The sequence below is a fragment of the Maribacter ulvicola genome (assembly GCF_900155985.1).
GTDB classification, from domain to species: Bacteria; Bacteroidota; Bacteroidia; order Flavobacteriales; family Flavobacteriaceae; genus Maribacter; species Maribacter ulvicola.
Genome location: NZ_FTMA01000007.1, coordinates 171405 through 187768, shown reverse-complemented (window position 1 = coordinate 187768; position 16364 = coordinate 171405). Strand labels below are relative to the sequence as shown.

At 33.5% G+C, this 16364-nt stretch carries 16 protein-coding genes; 7 read left to right on the top strand and 9 right to left on the bottom strand.

Annotated elements, in window-relative coordinates; genetic code table 11:
- Nucleotides 1-40: 40 nt before the first annotated feature.
- From BW936_RS16175 to BW936_RS16160, 4 genes are read right to left on the bottom strand one after another with little or no spacing between them, the layout of a single operon-like run.
- Nucleotides 41-1060, bottom strand: coding sequence for a glycosyltransferase family 2 protein (locus tag BW936_RS16175; protein WP_244156249.1), 1020 nt, complete (start codon nt 1058-1060; stop codon nt 41-43).
- Complete coding sequence (locus BW936_RS16170; protein ID WP_143744197.1) at nt 1053-3245, bottom strand: HEAT repeat domain-containing protein; 2193 nt, start codon at nt 3243-3245, stop codon at nt 1053-1055. The genes BW936_RS16175 and BW936_RS16170 overlap by 8 nt, the downstream gene beginning before the upstream one ends.
- Nucleotides 3246-3267: 22 nt before the next feature.
- Nucleotides 3268-3633 carry a response regulator transcription factor gene (locus tag BW936_RS16165; protein WP_076550170.1) on the bottom strand — a complete coding sequence of 122 codons (366 nt, stop codon included), beginning with the start codon at nt 3631-3633 and terminating at the stop codon, nt 3268-3270.
- A 1-nt stretch (nt 3634) separates the two neighbouring features.
- Nucleotides 3635-5395, bottom strand: coding sequence for an ATP-binding protein (locus tag BW936_RS16160; RefSeq protein WP_076550167.1), 1761 nt, complete (start codon nt 5393-5395; stop codon nt 3635-3637).
- Between the two features lie 141 nt (nt 5396-5536).
- Between BW936_RS16160 and BW936_RS16155 the strand changes: the two genes are divergently transcribed.
- Nucleotides 5537-6829, top strand: coding sequence for a dipeptidase (locus BW936_RS16155; RefSeq protein ID WP_076550164.1), 1293 nt, complete (start codon nt 5537-5539; stop codon nt 6827-6829).
- Here the strand turns inward: BW936_RS16155 and BW936_RS16150 are convergent.
- Nucleotides 6822-7226, bottom strand: a complete 405-nt coding sequence (locus BW936_RS16150; protein ID WP_076550162.1) for an acyl-CoA thioesterase — start codon at nt 7224-7226, stop codon at nt 6822-6824. The two genes, BW936_RS16155 and BW936_RS16150, sit on opposite strands and share 8 nt — an antisense overlap.
- Before the next feature lie 367 nt (nt 7227-7593).
- Here BW936_RS16150 and BW936_RS16145 point away from each other — a divergent pair, with 367 nt between their 5' ends.
- A complete protein-coding gene (locus tag BW936_RS16145; protein WP_394333594.1) occupies nt 7594-8004 on the top strand; it encodes a glyoxalase in 411 nt (136 codons plus the stop codon).
- Here BW936_RS16145 and BW936_RS16140 read toward each other — a convergent pair.
- Nucleotides 7993-8673 carry a DUF2461 domain-containing protein gene (locus BW936_RS16140; protein ID WP_076550157.1) on the bottom strand — a complete coding sequence of 227 codons (681 nt, stop codon included), beginning with the start codon at nt 8671-8673 and terminating at the stop codon, nt 7993-7995. The genes BW936_RS16145 and BW936_RS16140 overlap by 12 nt on opposite strands.
- Before the next feature lie 94 nt (nt 8674-8767).
- Between BW936_RS16140 and epsC the strand changes: the two genes are divergently transcribed.
- Complete coding sequence (gene epsC, locus BW936_RS16135) at nt 8768-9559, top strand: serine O-acetyltransferase EpsC (protein WP_076550154.1); 792 nt, start codon at nt 8768-8770, stop codon at nt 9557-9559.
- On the top strand, nt 9552-10436 hold the full coding sequence (gene cysM, locus BW936_RS16130; protein WP_076550151.1) for a cysteine synthase CysM: 885 nt from the start codon (nt 9552-9554) through the stop codon (nt 10434-10436). The genes epsC and cysM overlap by 8 nt, the downstream gene beginning before the upstream one ends.
- A gap of 72 nt (nt 10437-10508) precedes the next feature.
- Here the strand turns inward: cysM and BW936_RS16125 are convergent, their stop codons facing one another.
- From BW936_RS16125 to BW936_RS16115, 3 genes are all read right to left on the bottom strand, one after another.
- Nucleotides 10509-11051, bottom strand: a complete 543-nt coding sequence (locus tag BW936_RS16125) for a hypothetical protein (RefSeq protein WP_143744196.1) — start codon at nt 11049-11051, stop codon at nt 10509-10511.
- 194 nt (nt 11052-11245) lie between these two features.
- On the bottom strand, nt 11246-12340 hold the full coding sequence (gene corA / locus BW936_RS16120) for a magnesium/cobalt transporter CorA (RefSeq protein WP_076550145.1): 1095 nt from the start codon (nt 12338-12340) through the stop codon (nt 11246-11248).
- Between the two features lie 33 nt (nt 12341-12373).
- Nucleotides 12374-13060, bottom strand: coding sequence for a tRNA pseudouridine synthase A (locus BW936_RS16115; RefSeq protein WP_317042900.1), 687 nt, complete (start codon nt 13058-13060; stop codon nt 12374-12376).
- A 395-nt stretch (nt 13061-13455) separates the two neighbouring features.
- Between BW936_RS16115 and BW936_RS16110 the strand changes: the two genes are divergently transcribed.
- From BW936_RS16110 to BW936_RS16100, 3 genes are all read left to right on the top strand, one after another.
- Nucleotides 13456-13941, top strand: a complete 486-nt coding sequence (locus tag BW936_RS16110) for a hypothetical protein (protein WP_076550141.1) — start codon at nt 13456-13458, stop codon at nt 13939-13941.
- 229 nt (nt 13942-14170) lie between these two features.
- On the top strand, nt 14171-14872 hold the full coding sequence (locus tag BW936_RS16105) for a response regulator transcription factor (RefSeq protein WP_076550139.1): 702 nt from the start codon (nt 14171-14173) through the stop codon (nt 14870-14872).
- A 59-nt stretch (nt 14873-14931) separates the two neighbouring features.
- Nucleotides 14932-16362 carry a sensor histidine kinase gene (locus BW936_RS16100; RefSeq protein ID WP_244156248.1) on the top strand — a complete coding sequence of 477 codons (1431 nt, stop codon included), beginning with the start codon at nt 14932-14934 and terminating at the stop codon, nt 16360-16362.
- The last annotated feature ends 2 nt before the right edge of the window (nt 16363-16364 follow it).

The following is a 16364-nucleotide window of genomic DNA, read 5'->3' as shown; positions in this document are numbered from 1 at the left end:
CGTTGGGGGACATGTCCCCCAACGAATATATCGAAAAGAATCAAAATAGCCCGGATTCTCTACTTTTGACCGGTACATAATATGGGAGGAGGTCAAGTATTTCTAGATCCTCAGGTACTTCTGTCCAGCATAAGGGGTCCGGTATATATTCTATGGTGTATGATTCCTTTCTATCATGCATATAACGACGCATTTTAAAAACAATCTCCATATCCTCACCAACAGTATCAGTATCATATCCCCCAACAGCCAATGCTATTTCACGTTCAAAAAAACCGAACGCCCCAGAGATAATAAGTAGGCTATCAATTCTACCCCAAGCCATTCTTCCTAAAATAAAAGAACGGGTATATTCTAACAATTGAAATCTAGCCAACCAATTTTTGGGCAACCTAATCTCTTCTAGTTGACCGCCTTGAATAATGCATGAGTTTGCCACACGTATAACACCACCAACCGCAATTACTCTTTTCTGTGAGCGTTGAAAAAATGATTTAACCACATGTAACAAAGCATCTGGTTGTAGAAGACAATCAACATCTATACAACCTACATATTTACTGGTAGATAAGGCTATACCGGCATTTAAAGCGTCTGATTTACCACCGTTCACCTTATCGATAACGGTTAGCTTTTCAAAAGCCCTGTTTTTTGATTTGTAGATACCTCGTACAGGTTTAGATTTCCAGTCAGGATCCATTTGAATAGCTACCTTCTCCAGGTCATAAGAATCTATCAGTTTTTGTAACGTATCATCTTTACTACCATCATTAACTACCATAACGTCATAATTGACATATTGAAGAGATAATAAGGAGCGAATGTTTTCTACAATGGTCAACCCTTCGTTATACGCAGGTGCAATTATGGTAATTGTTGGAGCTAATGGAGAAGCCATTATTTTAGAAATATCCGTAAAGCTGTTTTTATTTCTATAATGAAGCGAATTTCTGGTAGAGAAATAAGCCATTAAAGAAAATAGAATAAACAGGATTATGGTAAATACAAAGAACACAAAGTTGATGTATTCCAGTACCACGGCAAATAGCTCACTATCCATTTATCTTATTGTATAAAGAGTTGGACATGGAACATAACTGATCAAACAACGTATAACCATTATTGATCGGGGCCGTTCCTTTATACTCAGTAGGCTCATTTAATTCTAGTTCAAAATCAACCTTGAAAAAGAAATCTTCTTTTAATGTTGAAATGGGTGCTTCTGTAGCAACAGATGTTTGTGACTTAATATGTTCTAAAACTTTTGTAGCCTTTTTTACGAGTGACTTTGATGTTGAATCTAAAATACCTTCAAGCAAATGTATTTCTTTATGGTCACCAACATTCATCATTTCATCTAGTAAAAGTAGTTTTGTCTCATGATCCGCCAAATGATAAACATCGGTAAACACACTTTCTGCGAGATTATAATTTTCAGAAAACAATTCACCTGGTCGCAGAGATTCATATGAGAATTTTTGAATTAACTCATTAGCTCTATCTATAACCACATCAGAACTATGCGCTTCAATGATTTGATAAAGTAATAGTAACTCACGACAGTCACCAAGCTCAGATATGTTTTCTAACAGTACCATGGCGTCAAGCTCTTCTTGACACATGAAATTTGGAGAAAAAGAGACTCTTTCATTTTCAAATGAAATCAATGTCTCCTCAGCACTAGCATTTTTAATTTCACCCTTATTTGTCGCTTTCTTATTTAAAAAAGAACCATCTAGATTATTTATGTTTATATCTGAAGCACCATTCTGTTGCCCAATAGTTATATCTATATGTTCTTCTTCAACAGGTAAGTCATTCAATACAAATATGGGTTCAAAATCATCTTGTTCTGTAGACTGATCTTTATCCTGAAACGTAGTTTCATCTATTATTAATGGGAGAAAATTAAAAGAAAGTACTTCTTCCAAGTCATGATCAGGTTCCAAATCATGTACAGTGATTACAACTTGGTTACTTTGCTTTACTACATCTTCATCTATAAGGTCTGGTAAAAAGTTAAAATCGATATGATCTAACGCATCTTTTTTCTTTATTTCCTCTGGTTGCAATTCACTTTCAAGAATTGTTTCTTCTTTAAGAACTTCTTTATCAATTATTTCTTGATCATTTACATGGTCTAAAATTTCACCTTCCACATCATAGAAATCTGGAGAAGAAATATTTGTGGTAGGTAATATACTTTCTGGATCAATTTTATTAAGGGTACCAATAACTTTACTCTTAATATTGAAATTGCGTTCGGTTCGTTGCAAATTTTCTAAAAAAGGAACATCCGCTATTGTTCCAAGCTCTCCAATAGCATCTAAAATGGCTATTTTAATATCATGGCTAGCCTTAGGATATACTAATTTTAAAGTTGGTAAGGCATTTACAAAATGAAAATCCTTAATACATTCAATAGCTTCTGCCTGTATATCCCGTTCCTTATGCATTAATAACGTAATTATAGATTGTTCTGCATCGTTTTGGCTGTAATATTTTATTAAGCGTAATGCAAACAAGACTACATGTGCATTGGTAGAAGTTAACCAAAGAGCAAATTGCGGTGGGGTATAATTTGGTTTATGTCTTAGTACATCTAAGAGTTTAAGCTGTTGCCATTCTGCTATTTTGTATTTGGTATTATCAAGAAAATATCTAACTCCTTCTTTTTTTAAACTAACAATAGCAATTTCTGCCTGTTTACGGATAGTACGCTGCCTATGGTTTATGAATTTTATGATTAATCCGTATGAATCTTCAACCTCCATAGTAGTCAATTCTAGAATACCGCTAGAAACCACTTGCCATTTTTTACTTCTTAATTTTTCATAAGCGTCATGATGTAAACCTAAATCCTTATACAGATTTATGAGTACTTTTTGCGAGTTTCCTGATAAATCTTTTCGTAAATCAAGTAATACCTCTGTTAATACATCACGATCAAATGTATTTTTAATCAATTCCCTAATCTGAATTTTAAGATTTAGATAATTCATTTTTTCCTCCTTAGTATTTGAATCCTCATAGAATAAAAATTCATTGATCATGGGGGAAAATTCGATTTTCTTTTCTTTAGTCCGACTGTTCTTTAATTTAATTTTGTTTCTAATAATAAAAACTCCGATCAAATACGTTACGGCCAATACAAAAAACAGTATAGTCAACCACCACAGATATTCTAGATTGAATTCTGGTGCGGTAATCAGCGATATTTTAATTTGAGATGGGGGAATTATCAAATTTTATCTTTTATCTACGTATCTATTTATATATTTCTCGTTGTATTCTCACCAACAATTCTGTGGGGCTTACAGGTTTGGTTACGAAATCATTTGCTCCAAGTTCAAAAGCGGTTAGTACATTTTGTTCATTACCTGCCGATGAAATTATAATGATAGGCGTTTTTGATTTAAGGTCATTTCTTACATAATCAATGAGTTCTATACCTGAGAAATAAGGCATCATAATATCACTCACAATAATATCTGGCATTTCATTTTTTAAATACTCCTTAACTTCTTTTCCATTAGCGGAATGATGTACTTCATAGCCTCCTTTTTTAAGCCTAAAGTTTAATAATGAGGCTAAAAGTTGGTCATCATCTGCTAACAGTACACGTTTACCCATGCTATTTCTTTTTCATTATTTCTAGCTCTTTACTTAGATTATCTTCCAGTAATGGATAATCATTCAAGAATACCTCATATAGCTCTTTTACCTTTTCAAGTTCATTGGCTTTGCAACTATGCTCTAATTCTACAATAAGTTTGCGCATACCCTCTGCCTTAATCATCGCAAAACCGGCCTTTAACTTATGAGCAGACAAGCCAATCTCCTTTAAATTTCCAGATTTTAAATGAATTTTTACATTTCCAATAAATTCTATAGCGTTGATTTTAAACAATTTTACCAGTTGGCTTAGCATATCAATTTCACCGAAACAATCTTTTAATAGAAGGTTTAGGTCTACAACCGTAGTTTCTTTTGGTTCTATCATAGGTTTTTGAAGTATGGACAAAAATTCTGTCTGTTCAATTTTATTTTCTTTATTCTTTAAAAGAGTAGTCTGCAAATCTTCTAGGGTATAGGGTTTTAATAGAAAATCATTAATTCCTATTTCTTTACATTTTTCACTATCCTGTTGGGTAAAATCTGCACTAAATGCAATTATAGGAACTGAATTTACTTTTGCATTTTTATGACTTCTAATAGCTCTAGACACCTCGAATCCGTTTTGACCTGGCATTTTTAAATCCATTAGAATAAGGTCTATTTTTTTTGTAGACAATACATACAGGCCTTTATCTAAATCAGTATCCACATGAACGGTACATCCCCATTTGGTCAATTGTTCTACAATTAAGCATTCGTTCATTTTATTATCTTCAAATACCAATATTTCGGTACCTGCCAGTAATTCAGTTTTAAAATTATGCTTAGCTTTTTTAATAGATTTGTTTGGTAAGGTAGCTATGTTACCTTGAAGGTAAGGCAATCTAAACCGTACAGTTGTTCCTTTACTAACCGTACTATCAATTTCAATATTACCCTTTAGCTTATTTATAATTTCTTTCGTTATCGTTAAACCCAGTCCCGTACCTCCATATTTCTTGCAAGTATCATCCGCTGCTTGAATATAACCGTTGAAAATGGTGTCCATTTTTTCTTTAGGTATACCAATACCGGTATCTGCAACAGAAAATTCTAATAGAAAAGCATTATCATTTCTTTGTTTAGTGAATACTTCTAGTTTTATAAACCCTCTTTCAACAAATTTTACAGAATTACCTAAAAGGTTAAGTAGAATTTGAGATAATTTTGAAGGGTCTCCTGTTATAATTTTGGGTACGTTTTCATCTATTTCAATTAACAACTCTATTTTACGGTCCAAAACCAAGGTCTCACATAGGAACATCACATCTTTAAGTAAACTATGTAGATTAAAATCTACAGATTCAAATTTGCTATTGCCAGAAGATATTTTAGCATAATCTAAAACTTCATTGATAAGTTTTAAAAGTGTGTTTGATGCAAATTGTATGGCATCTACCTTTTTATGTTGTCCTTTAGTTAACTTTTCTTCTTTTAAAAGATTGGCAAAACCTATTATGCTGTTTAGCGGTGTTCTTATCTCGTGGCTAACTTGGGTAATAAATTGCTTTTCTGAAATATCTTGTTGATTTGTAGCTGTTACCTCCATTTTATTAGCTACGATTTCATCCATATTTGGAGTATAAATATGCTTTTCTAGACTAGTTCTAAAAGAATTAAAAGAGCTTTTTAGCTCATTAGCTTGATCGGCATTTAACTCCTCGAAGGAGAACGCACTTACCGTACTTTCTAACTGAGATAATTGACCAAGTAAATCCTTAGTTTTTGAAATTGACATAATTAAGTATGCTTTAATTAAACGGGTACTACTTATAATTCTCTAAAAATGCACCAATGAAGGTGTGTAAGCAATAAAATGTTCCCTACAGGTGCTTATTTGTTGTGAATACTCTTAAATTGTAGGTCATAAACCAATACTATGAAGCAACTACTCTATTTTTTGTGTTTTACTACTATACTCTCTTGCGGAGAAAAAAAAGAAAAAATTGAAGAAACAACGCTAGAAAAAGCACAACGGATCCATGCTAGCGTAATTACTATTGATACGCATAATGACATCAACATCAAAAACTTTACAGACAGTGTTAATTATACTCAAAAGCTAAATTCTCAAGTGAATTTACCAAAAATGGTAGCGGGTGGTCTAGATGTTTCCTGGTTGATCGTTTACACAGGGCAAGATACGCTTACAGCAGAAGGTTATGCAAAAGCAAGGGAGAATGCTATGTCCAAATTTGAAGCTATACATAAATTGTGCGAAGAAATTGCACCTGATCAAATAGCATTAGCTTTGACTTCTGCAGCTGTAAAACGCATTGTTGGTTCAGGAAAAAAAGCCGCCATGATCGGTGTTGAAAATGCCTACCCTATAGGAACCGATCTTTCTGAGTTCAAAACCTATCATGACTTAGGTGCGCGTTATATTTCTTTGGCGCATAATGGCCATAGTCAATTTTCAGACTCAAATACCGGTGAAGCTGATAATGTGTGGTTACACCATGGCTTAAGCGATTTAGGAAAGCAAGCCGTGGTGGAAATGAACAAATTGGGTATTATGATAGATGTTTCCCATCCATCAAAAGAAGCCATGAAACAAATGATCGCTTTATCCAAAGCACCTATTATAGCCTCTCACTCATCAGCCAGGGCTTTATGTAACCATAGTAGAAATTTAGATGACGAGCAATTAATGCTGATGAAGGAAAATGGCGGAGTAGTACAAACAGTAGCGTTTAGCTCATATTTAAATACAGAAAAACATGAAGCCAGAACGGCATATATGAAATCTATCTACCAGCAGGTAGCAGATTCTTTGAACATTACGTGGTATGAACGCTATCAGTTCTCAGGTTTATCGGACACGGAAAAAGAAGCCTTTATGGAGAACTATCCAAAGGTCATACAAATAAGCAAGGAATTAGTAGCAAGTAAAACTGATGCACCAGAAGCGGTAAATGTTGGCGATTTTGTAGACCATATAGATTATATGGTAAAGTTAATAGGCATTGACCACGTTGGTATCAGCTCTGATTTTGACGGTGGTGGTGGTATTGAGGGTTGGAACGATGCGTCAGAAACTTTTAATGTAACTCTAGAACTTGTTGAACGTGGATATTCTGAAGACGACATTGCAAAATTATGGGGCGGTAACCTTATGCGTGTGCTTGATGAAGTACAGATTATTGCCAGTAAAATGGGTGAAGTTAATTAACATCACCCTTTGCCGCCAAACGATCTTTTACAAACTCAATTTTCGTTTTTCCATGGGCTGCAGGCCTCCCATTTTCGCCAAGGTTTACCATAATGATATTATCAACGGTAACAATGGTTTTGTGGTTCATTTTATTACGAACCTCGCAATTTAACGTTAATGAGGTTTTACCGAACGTAACTACTTCAATACCAATTTCAATAACATCACCTTTTACTGCGGCACTCATAAAATTAATTTCTGACATATATTTCGTAACCACTTTACCATTTTCTAATTGAATAATTGAGTAAAGTGCGGCCTCTTCATCGATCCAAGCCAATAACCTACCACCGAATAATGTTCCGTTAGAGTTTAAATCACCTGGTTTAACTAGCTTTCTAGTATGAAATCTCATAGCTTTATTTTATTTGAAATTCTACGATGCAAAGTTAGGTCTAATAAAATAAAATCTACAATTTTAGCCCAGTACACAGACCGATTTGCCAATTGTAACAATTACATATTTAATAAGTTACATATCTATAATTGTTGCTTCATAGAATTAGTAGAACCTTAATTTTATGTGCTTTTTTTTGACTTTAGCTTCATTGTTCATAACAGGTTAAAAACTTATTACTGGACATAATTATCAATTTTATCTAATACGTACCTTTAGGTAACGACCTTAAGGCAAGACCAAAAGGTATTGACTGGAAACATAATTAATATTTTGACGCAAGCGTCAGAGCATTTAAATCTCGATCAACGAGTAAAATAAAAATATAATGGACAGGACACAAAAATTGCAATCTATACGCCCTTTAATTGCCTCTGCCAAAATAATGCGCAATATGAGTGATGATGAACGGTTTCAAAACCAAACGTTACGCCCAATTCTAAAACTTCAAAACGACTTACTTTTAGCATCTTATCAAAATTATATTACTAAAATGAAAAATAGCTTTTACGAGCTAAAGCTTGATAAGCGTATAGGCTACATTGCCAATTCAATACAAAAAGATATAAAGTTCAGAAATGCTTTAAAAGGAATGATTATTGGTCAATTTACCGTTGATGAGTATGAAGTCTATATTCAAAACTCTTCTGCACTAAACAAAAGAATGATGAATATGGTCGTAAAAAGGATTCAAGATCAAATTCAATATTTTGAGAAATATGAACTAGTCCAATAAAGATTCGCCATTTAAATTAGTGGTTAGAATGTTACTCATTAGATCAAAATAAGGACGTATTGCCCTAAAGCTGTCATTGACTCTGTTGGCAAAATCATCTGAAAGTACTTCTTTGTCCGTAAACTTCTTTACAAAAATGTACTGCTTTTTGCGTATATATTTTATATTGGGGTCTTCTTTATCAAATCCTTTTGGAGCAGTTTTTAATTCATCGCCAGCTAATTCTCCCCAAATAGATTTGAAGTTTTCATCGTCAATAATATCGGATAAGTCAGTCGTATCTATCTCCCACTCTTTTCTTATACGTAATAAATCGTTTTTTTCCGGATTCCAGAATCCTGTTGCAATAAAGCTGTTACCGGGTGCTATCTGTAAGTAATATCCGCCTCTACGGTGTTTTCCTGCCCTAGCAAAAGAAGCAGAAAAATGAGATTTATAAGGAGTCTTATTTTTAGAAAAACGTACATCTCTATAAATTCTAAAGACTTTTAATTTTTCAATTTCATCATGTAAGTTTAGCTTTTCAAGTAGGTGATTAAAAAAACCTTTAACCTTATTTTCTTCAGCTTTAAACTCATCTTTATGTACTGTAAACCACTCTCTATTATTGTTATTCTTTAATTTATTTAAAAATTGCAATGTACTATTTGTAATATTCGTTTCTAACATTCGACTTAGCTGTTGTGATTTTAAGCTAAAGTTAACCATTAGATGAGAAGTACTTTTACTTATTTGGTTAATTTTGATCAACTAATGAAGACTCATGAACCATCGATCTATTATCGAAAAGATTAACACCCACAAGAAACAACCGAATTTAAGATTTCGATTAAAAAAGAATACCGAGAAGTTTACAGACCTTTTATTCTATATGTTGTTTGACATTGAAACACCGGTAGCCGAAAGTCTTGACAATTTAGAAAAGCAATTTGATGAACTTGTAGCTTTGGCTTGCTGGGAAAGTGAAAAACCTTGTAAGAAAGTTTGGGAAAATTATGTAGAACAGTTGCCACTAGTTCTTGAAAGTTTAAATTTAGACGCTGAAGCAACCGTAAATTGCGATCCTGCCTCTTTATCAATTGAGGAAGTGTATATGGCCTACCCAGGTTTTTATGCCATTTCAGTATATAGATTGGCACATGAACTTTATAAAATTGGTTTTCCGTTGGTACCTAGATTAATGACAGAATATGCCCATAGACAAACCGGTGTAGATATTAACCCTGGTGCACAAATTGGCAAATCTTTTCATATTGATCATGGTACAGGTGTTGTAATCGGTGAAACTGCCATTATCAAGAATGACGTAAAAATATACCAAGGTGTTACTTTGGGCGGACTCTTTGTTGCTAAAAATTTACAAAAGATCAAGCGCCATCCTACCATAGAGAATAATGTAACTATTTACGCCAATGCTACAATATTAGGCGGAGATACTATTATTGGTGCTAACAGTGTAATTGGTGGAAATGCATGGATTACAACCTCTGTTCCTGCTCATTCTACGGTTTTTCATACTCCAGAAATTAAAATAAAAACATTACCCCATGTCTAATTCTTTATTATCGCTTATTGGTAATACACCGCTCGTAAAATCAAGGGTACTGAATACAAACCCCAATGTGTCCGTTTTTTTTAAAATGGAGGGACACAATCCTGGTGGCAGCGTTAAAGACCGTGCGGCCTACAACATGATCAAAACAGGTTATGACAATGGCGACTTTACCACAAATGATAAGCTTATTGAAGCCACTAGTGGTAATACCGGGATCGCTTTAGCAATGATAGCTGGTATTTACGGCTTAGATATTGAATTGGTTATGCCAGAGAATTCAACAAAAGAGCGAGTGCAGACCATGAGGGCTTACGGTGCAAAAGTTACTTTGACTTCTGCTGATGTAGGTATTGAAGGGGCGCGTGACTATGCTGAAGATAAAGTTACCAATGAAGGTTACATTATGATGAACCAATTTGGAAACGTTAATAATTGGAAAGCACATTACAAAACTACAGGACCAGAAATCTGGAATGATACTGATGGTAAAGTCTCTCATTTTGTATCTGCAATGGGTACCACGGGCACTATCATGGGTACATCAACTTATTTAAAGGAGAAAAACAGTGATATTCAAATTGTAGGTGTACAGCCAAGCGATAATGCCAGCATACCCGGTATTAGAAAATGGCCGCAAGAGTATTTGCCAAAAATTTTCGACGCCAAGAAAGTAGACCGCATTATGGAAGTTAATGAAATTGAAGCTAAGGCAATGGCTAGAAAGTTAGCTAAGGAAGAAGGTATATTTTCAGGAATGAGCAGCGGCGGTGCCGCTACAGTTGCGTTGCGATTAGCACAAGAGATAGATCATGGCGTTATTGTATCTATCATTTGCGATCGTGGAGACCGTTACCTATCGTCAAGCCTATTCGACTAAGATACAGCCAAGATTATAATATAGAAAAAGAGCCGTAAAACGGCTCTTTTTTATACGCTAAAAGTTAAAAAATTATTTCTCTAACATAGCAGTATTTCTAGGTCTACTATATTCTTGAACTAAAAATTCTAAATTTTCGCCATGCTCGTTGGTGAAAATATAAGTGGTTTTATCATTCATTGTTTTTTTACTTTTTAAGTTGATGCTTTCAACAACTTTTAAATTGTCACCTTCATTCATGGCAACCACCAATTCATTGTTCTTAGAAACTAAAACAAAATCTTCTGGAGTTTTAGATTCGTAGCTAAATACTATTTTTTCATCAAAGGCGTCATCGTCGTCGTTATCTATATGTACTGTTTTAATAATAGTAGAAACACTATCCACTACCCTATCTTGATCAACCTTTCCTTCATCATCTTTTGAGCGTTCAATAGTGTTTAAACGTTTTGTAGTAATCTCAACCGTGTTCTTAACTAGTTTTTTACCATCGTTTACCGTATAGGATTTTGAGATTTTAGTATCTAACACCTCTTGGTCCTTTTCTTGCGCCATTACAGTTCCCGTCATAAGAAACAGTCCCGCAATAGACATATACATTGTTCTAATTTTCATATATAAAGTTTTAAAATTATGTTTAGACTTATATCCTTCTCTTAACTGGTATGAAGTCCCTCATATCTAATATCTTAGATAGTTACAAGATATATGAAAACTGAAAAATTTACTGATTCATAAAAATTAATAATTAATGGATTTAATTTTAAAAAAAGACACTATGACATATAGATACCAAACAAAGGATAGCATTAAAGCCATTTTTTCTTTTTAAAGTAAAACATCATTCCAACAAATAGAATAATCATTACCGCCCAGACTACGTAGTACCCATATTTGTAATGAAGTTCTGGCATATGATCAAAGTTCATACCATAGATACCGGCAATAAATGTCAACGGAATAAATATAGATGCCATAATGGTCAAAACCTTCATGACTTCATTCATTTTATTACTCATGTTACTCATATACATCTCCATTAAACTCATAGACATTTCTCTATAAATCTGTAAACTCTCATTAATTTCTATGGCATGGTCCAGGACATCACGTAAAAACAATTTGGTGTCTTTAGTGATTTTAGGATTTTCAGATTCTATCAATCTGCTTATCAATTCTTTAACAGGATAGATCCATCTTCTAATTTTTAAGATTTCTTTCTTTAACTGTTGAATATTTTGCGCTACTATTGGCTCAGGGTTTTGATATACCTCCTCTTCTAAGTTCTCTATTCTATTATTAAGGTTTTCAATGGCTAAAAAGTAGTTATCTACAATAGCATCAAGTAAGGCGAAAAACAGGTAATCTGCTCCCCTGGTTCTAATACGCCCCAACTTACCTGTAATTCGATCGCGTAAACCATTAAATACATCAGCTTTGACCTCTTGAAAAACCAAAACCGTATTCTCATGTAAAACAATAGCAATATGTTCTCCAATAATTTCCTCTTCTTCAGAGATATACAGCATTCTAAAAATCCCAAAAATATAATCCTCGTATTCATCTATTTTTGGTCGCTGTTCTGTATTTACAATATCTTCTAGTACTAGGGGATTCAGGTTAAAATGCTTACCTAATTTTTCTATAAAAGGCTCATCTGTAATACCCACAACATTAACCCATGATATTTTATCTGCACGCTCTTCTTTAAAAAACTGCTCTAAATTGTCAAATTTGCTTGTTTCAAAACCATTTTCATTATAGGAGGTACTAAATATGATACTATCACTACGCTCCTTATCGCCCATGTAGCTAATGGTTCCCGGAGCTTTTCCTAGTTTATTTTGCTGGCGAGATTTTTTCTTTTTTCTTTTCGGAAAATTGAGTTTTCTATGTGCGGGCATGAACAATTTTTATTGATGTATTAAAATTACAAACTAATTATTGAATTCTAGTTTACTTAAAATTAAACCTGATCCTGGGGCTATCGTATTTAATTTATGAGTAGAACCGGTAATCAAAGAATCCCTAATGTCATCTAAAGTCAGTTCGTATTTACCTAGTTGCACCAACGCCCCCATAATCATACGAATTTGGTATCTCATAAATCCCTTTCCCACGATCTTTAGTACATAACTCTGTTCAGGAAAAAAATTGGCGGTAAGGATATCATTGGGAACTATAGTACAGGTTTCAATTTCACGTACTGTTATGGCATTTGGTTTTAACGACGCCGTGTATACACTAAAGTCATGCCTACCAGCAAACATAGAGGCTCCTTCTTTCATTACATCCAAATCAAGTACATCCAAATAATTGGTAATGAAAGGAGCGCTGAATGGGTGGTTCTTAGATCCAAAGGAAAAAAAATAATGATATTCTTTGGTCTTGCTATCCTTTATAATATTAAAATTGTTATCCACAGACTCCATACCGAGTAAACGGATGTCTGAAGGTAAATTTTTATTAAAATCCTGAAGGAAAATATCGAAATCTAAAATTGGTTCTTCCACAAAGAGTTCAAAAGCCCCGTCAAGAGAGGAAACCTTAGCATCTGTTCTACCAGCACCCAAAATTTTATAAGGAGCATTAGGATATAAAAATGTAAATGTCTTATTCAGCATTCCTACTATAGTTTTAAGCTTTGGTTGTACCTGCCAACCATTAAACCTAAACCCTAAATACTGCAGTCGTACCAAATAACAAAAACGCTGTTTCTTCATAACGTAAATGTAATTACATTATAGATATAACCAGTAATCTCATGTAAATGTATGCACTCGTTTTAATTCCATTTTATTCACTTAGGCATTATTTACATTATTTCTTCTTACAAAATAGGATACGTTTTTTATTGTTAAACTGCATAATAAGTAGTAATATTATACCATGGATCGCTATAAATCAAGGGCTTGAACAACAAAGTTAACCGTTCATCGAATTGTTTTAAGTAATACCAAAGCTTCCCCGTAATTGCCTATAAATTCTAGTTCTATTGAACCCATAAAAACCATATTTTATGAATTCTATTAAGGGATTACTTACTTGGAAACGAACACTAATTGTCTCTATTATTGTACTCTTTCTGTTGAATATCTTTAGTTTTTATGGATTGTATACCAATAAATTCTACTTTTTTAAAATAGACAATTACATCTTTCCGGTGCTATCTATCATTCATATATTATTTTTATATGTTCTTTGGTTTAAAATTAGCGAGAAAGAGCTCAGTGATCCACCAATGAGAACCCTAGAATATGTTCTCTATATTATTTCATTGGTATATCTATATAAATTAGTGGAAACAATGATTGTTTTATCAAGCTATTCAGATTTTGAGAATCACCTTATACCAAGTACTTTCTTACCTATTGGATACATAATGCTCACTCTTTATGCCGTTTTGTTACTTGTAACGCTCTTAGCGGTAGTGTACAGAAAAGAAATGGTAGGCACCTACATATTTGATGATATGAACCAACATGTAGATCACTACAATAACTAAAAATCAATATGATATACAGACCTCGATAAGAAGTTATCGAGGTTTTCTTTGTCTAATAATTAATCATGATGAAAAGGAAAACTAGCTATCATGGCAACAATTATTTGATGATCATGTAATTATAAAAATATTATGCGACATATAATCAAGTAAAATTACTTTGTGTCAAACGCTTTTCTTTGCGCTGTGATTTTTCTGTGATACTTTTTATTTTATTTCGTATGTGATTATGAAACGTATTTTAATTATTGAAGATGATCCTGAAATCATTAAACTATTAGAACTTCATCTTTCGGACGTTAGCTATGAAACTACTATGGCCACGGATGGAAATGAAGGACTACGTTTAGCATTGGAAAATGATTTTCAGTTAATACTTCTAGACCTTACCCTACCTGGTTTAGACGGAGTTGAAGTATGTAGAAAACTACGTGCAACTAAAAACACCCCAGTGATTATGCTTACTGCCAAATCTGAAGAAATTGATAGGGTTTTGGGGCTAGAAATTGGGGCAGACGATTATATCACCAAACCCTTTAGTATTAGAGAATTATTGGCTCGTATTAAGGCAGTGTTGAGACGTACCAACAAAGTTGAAAAGAAGCAAGAAGATACTTCCATTATCTCGGCAGAAGGCTTATCAATAGATATTGATAAACGTAAAGTGGTTTTAGGAGATTACAAAATAGATTTATCACCAAAAGAGTTTGAACTGTTGGTTTTAATGGCATCTAATCCGGGTAGAAACTATACTAGAACAGAATTGTTAAATATTATATGGGGCTATAATTTTGACGGGTATGAACACACGGTAAATTCTCATATCAACAGACTACGTGCCAAGATAGAATCAGATATGGCAAACCCTAATTACATATTAACTACTTGGGGAGTTGGTTATAAATTTAATGAAGAGATAATGGCATGGTAAACAATGGCAAAACCCTTACTCCAAAATTGATAAAAAAATTATGGATAGCCTTTATATTTATGATCGTATTAATAGGAGCATCCTATATTTTTATTACCTGCTACCTAACTCTTAACTACAACCAAGCAATTACACAACGAATTAATGCCAAGGTTGCAGACCACGTCATACAGGAAAAATTTCAAAATGCTGCTCCTTTTTTAGAAGATGGCACCGTTAATAAGGCACTTTTTGGTGATCTTATGCATGATATGATGGCAGTAAACAGGGGTATAGAAGTTTATCTTCTTGATAAACATGGAGCTATTTTATACTCTGTTGTCCTTGAGCATAATACAAATGAACCTTTAAATTCAGTTGCTTTAGAGCCGATCAATAGATTTATTGAGACCAAAGGAGAAGAATTTATCTTAGGAGACGACCCTTTAAATGCAGATGAGCAGAACATTTTCTCAGCAGCTCCATTTTCTATAGACGGACACCAAGGGTACATTTATATTATTGTAGCAGGAAAACAATTAGCACAAATTAGTGATAGTCTTTTTGGTTCATACTTTACCAAATTAAGTATTGGAGCAATAGTATTAACAATGGTATTTGCTGCCATGATAGGAGTTTTAAGTATATGGTTTTTGACTAAAAATCTTAGATTGATTACCCAAACGGTACGTAAATTTCAAGAAGGCGATTTAGATATTAGAATTAAGAATCCGGAGCAATCAGATATAGAAGTGGTGGCCTTATCTTTTAACGAAATGGCCGATACTATTGTTGATAATATGGACAAAATGAAGTCTGTAGATAATTTACGTAGAGAATTGATTGCCAATGTTTCTCATGATTTACGCACGCCATTGGCTGTTTTAAAGGGATATATAGAAACCCTTCAGATTAAAAAAGATAGCTTAACGGAAAGTCAAAAACAAGAGTATTTACAAATTACACATAATAATATTGATAAGCTCTCAAGTTTGATCAATCAGTTATTTGAATACTCGAAATTAGAAGCCGAACAAGTAACACCTATCAAAGAACCTTTTTCTATCACTGAGCTTTCACATGACCTTATTGCCAAATTTAAATTATTGGCAGAAAAAAAAGAGATTCAGCTTCAAATAGACAATCCCGAAGAAAACTGTATGGTCTATGCAGATATAGGGTTGGTTGAAAGAGCTTTGCAAAACTTGATCGAGAACGCTATAAAATATACCGAACCTAATGGCAAGGTTACCTTAAGTCTTGTAAAAATGGGCAAACAAATAGAAATAAATATAACCGATACCGGAAACGGAATACCCGTAAACGATCAGCCTTTTATATTTGATAGATATAAACAGGTAAATAAGAGCACTCAAAAACAAGGTTTAGGATTGGGACTTGCTATAGTTAAGAAAATAATGGATCTGCATGATACCACCATTGTAGTATTAAGTGAACCCTATGAAGGAAGTTCTTTCATTTTTAAATTGCCCGCTTATCAATTACAATGAGT

Excerpts from the sequence above, each read along its gene's own strand:
- BW936_RS16165 (WP_076550170.1), bottom strand. The coding sequence starts at position 3,633 with ATGGGTAAACGTGTACTGTTAGCAGATGATGACCAACTTTTAGCCTCA.
- BW936_RS16100 (WP_244156248.1), top strand. The coding sequence starts at position 14,932 with ATGATCGTATTAATAGGAGCATCCTATATTTTTATTACCTGCTACCTA.
- BW936_RS16155 (WP_076550164.1), top strand. The coding sequence starts at position 5,537 with ATGAAGCAACTACTCTATTTTTTGTGTTTTACTACTATACTCTCTTGC.
- corA (WP_076550145.1), bottom strand. The coding sequence starts at position 12,340 with ATGCCCGCACATAGAAAACTCAATTTTCCGAAAAGAAAAAAGAAAAAA.
- epsC (WP_076550154.1), top strand. The coding sequence starts at position 8,768 with ATGAACCATCGATCTATTATCGAAAAGATTAACACCCACAAGAAACAA.
- BW936_RS16175 (WP_244156249.1), bottom strand. The coding sequence starts at position 1,060 with ATGGATAGTGAGCTATTTGCCGTGGTACTGGAATACATCAACTTTGTG.
- cysM (WP_076550151.1), top strand. The coding sequence starts at position 9,552 with ATGTCTAATTCTTTATTATCGCTTATTGGTAATACACCGCTCGTAAAA.
- BW936_RS16150 (WP_076550162.1), bottom strand. The coding sequence starts at position 7,226 with ATGAGATTTCATACTAGAAAGCTAGTTAAACCAGGTGATTTAAACTCT.
- BW936_RS16160 (WP_076550167.1), bottom strand. The coding sequence starts at position 5,395 with ATGTCAATTTCAAAAACTAAGGATTTACTTGGTCAATTATCTCAGTTA.
- BW936_RS16125 (WP_143744196.1), bottom strand. The coding sequence starts at position 11,051 with ATGAAAATTAGAACAATGTATATGTCTATTGCGGGACTGTTTCTTATG.
- BW936_RS16140 (WP_076550157.1), bottom strand. The coding sequence starts at position 8,673 with ATGTTAGAAACGAATATTACAAATAGTACATTGCAATTTTTAAATAAA.
- BW936_RS16110 (WP_076550141.1), top strand. The coding sequence starts at position 13,456 with ATGAATTCTATTAAGGGATTACTTACTTGGAAACGAACACTAATTGTC.
- BW936_RS16105 (WP_076550139.1), top strand. The coding sequence starts at position 14,171 with ATGAAACGTATTTTAATTATTGAAGATGATCCTGAAATCATTAAACTA.
- BW936_RS16115 (WP_317042900.1), bottom strand. The coding sequence starts at position 13,060 with ATGCTGAATAAGACATTTACATTTTTATATCCTAATGCTCCTTATAAA.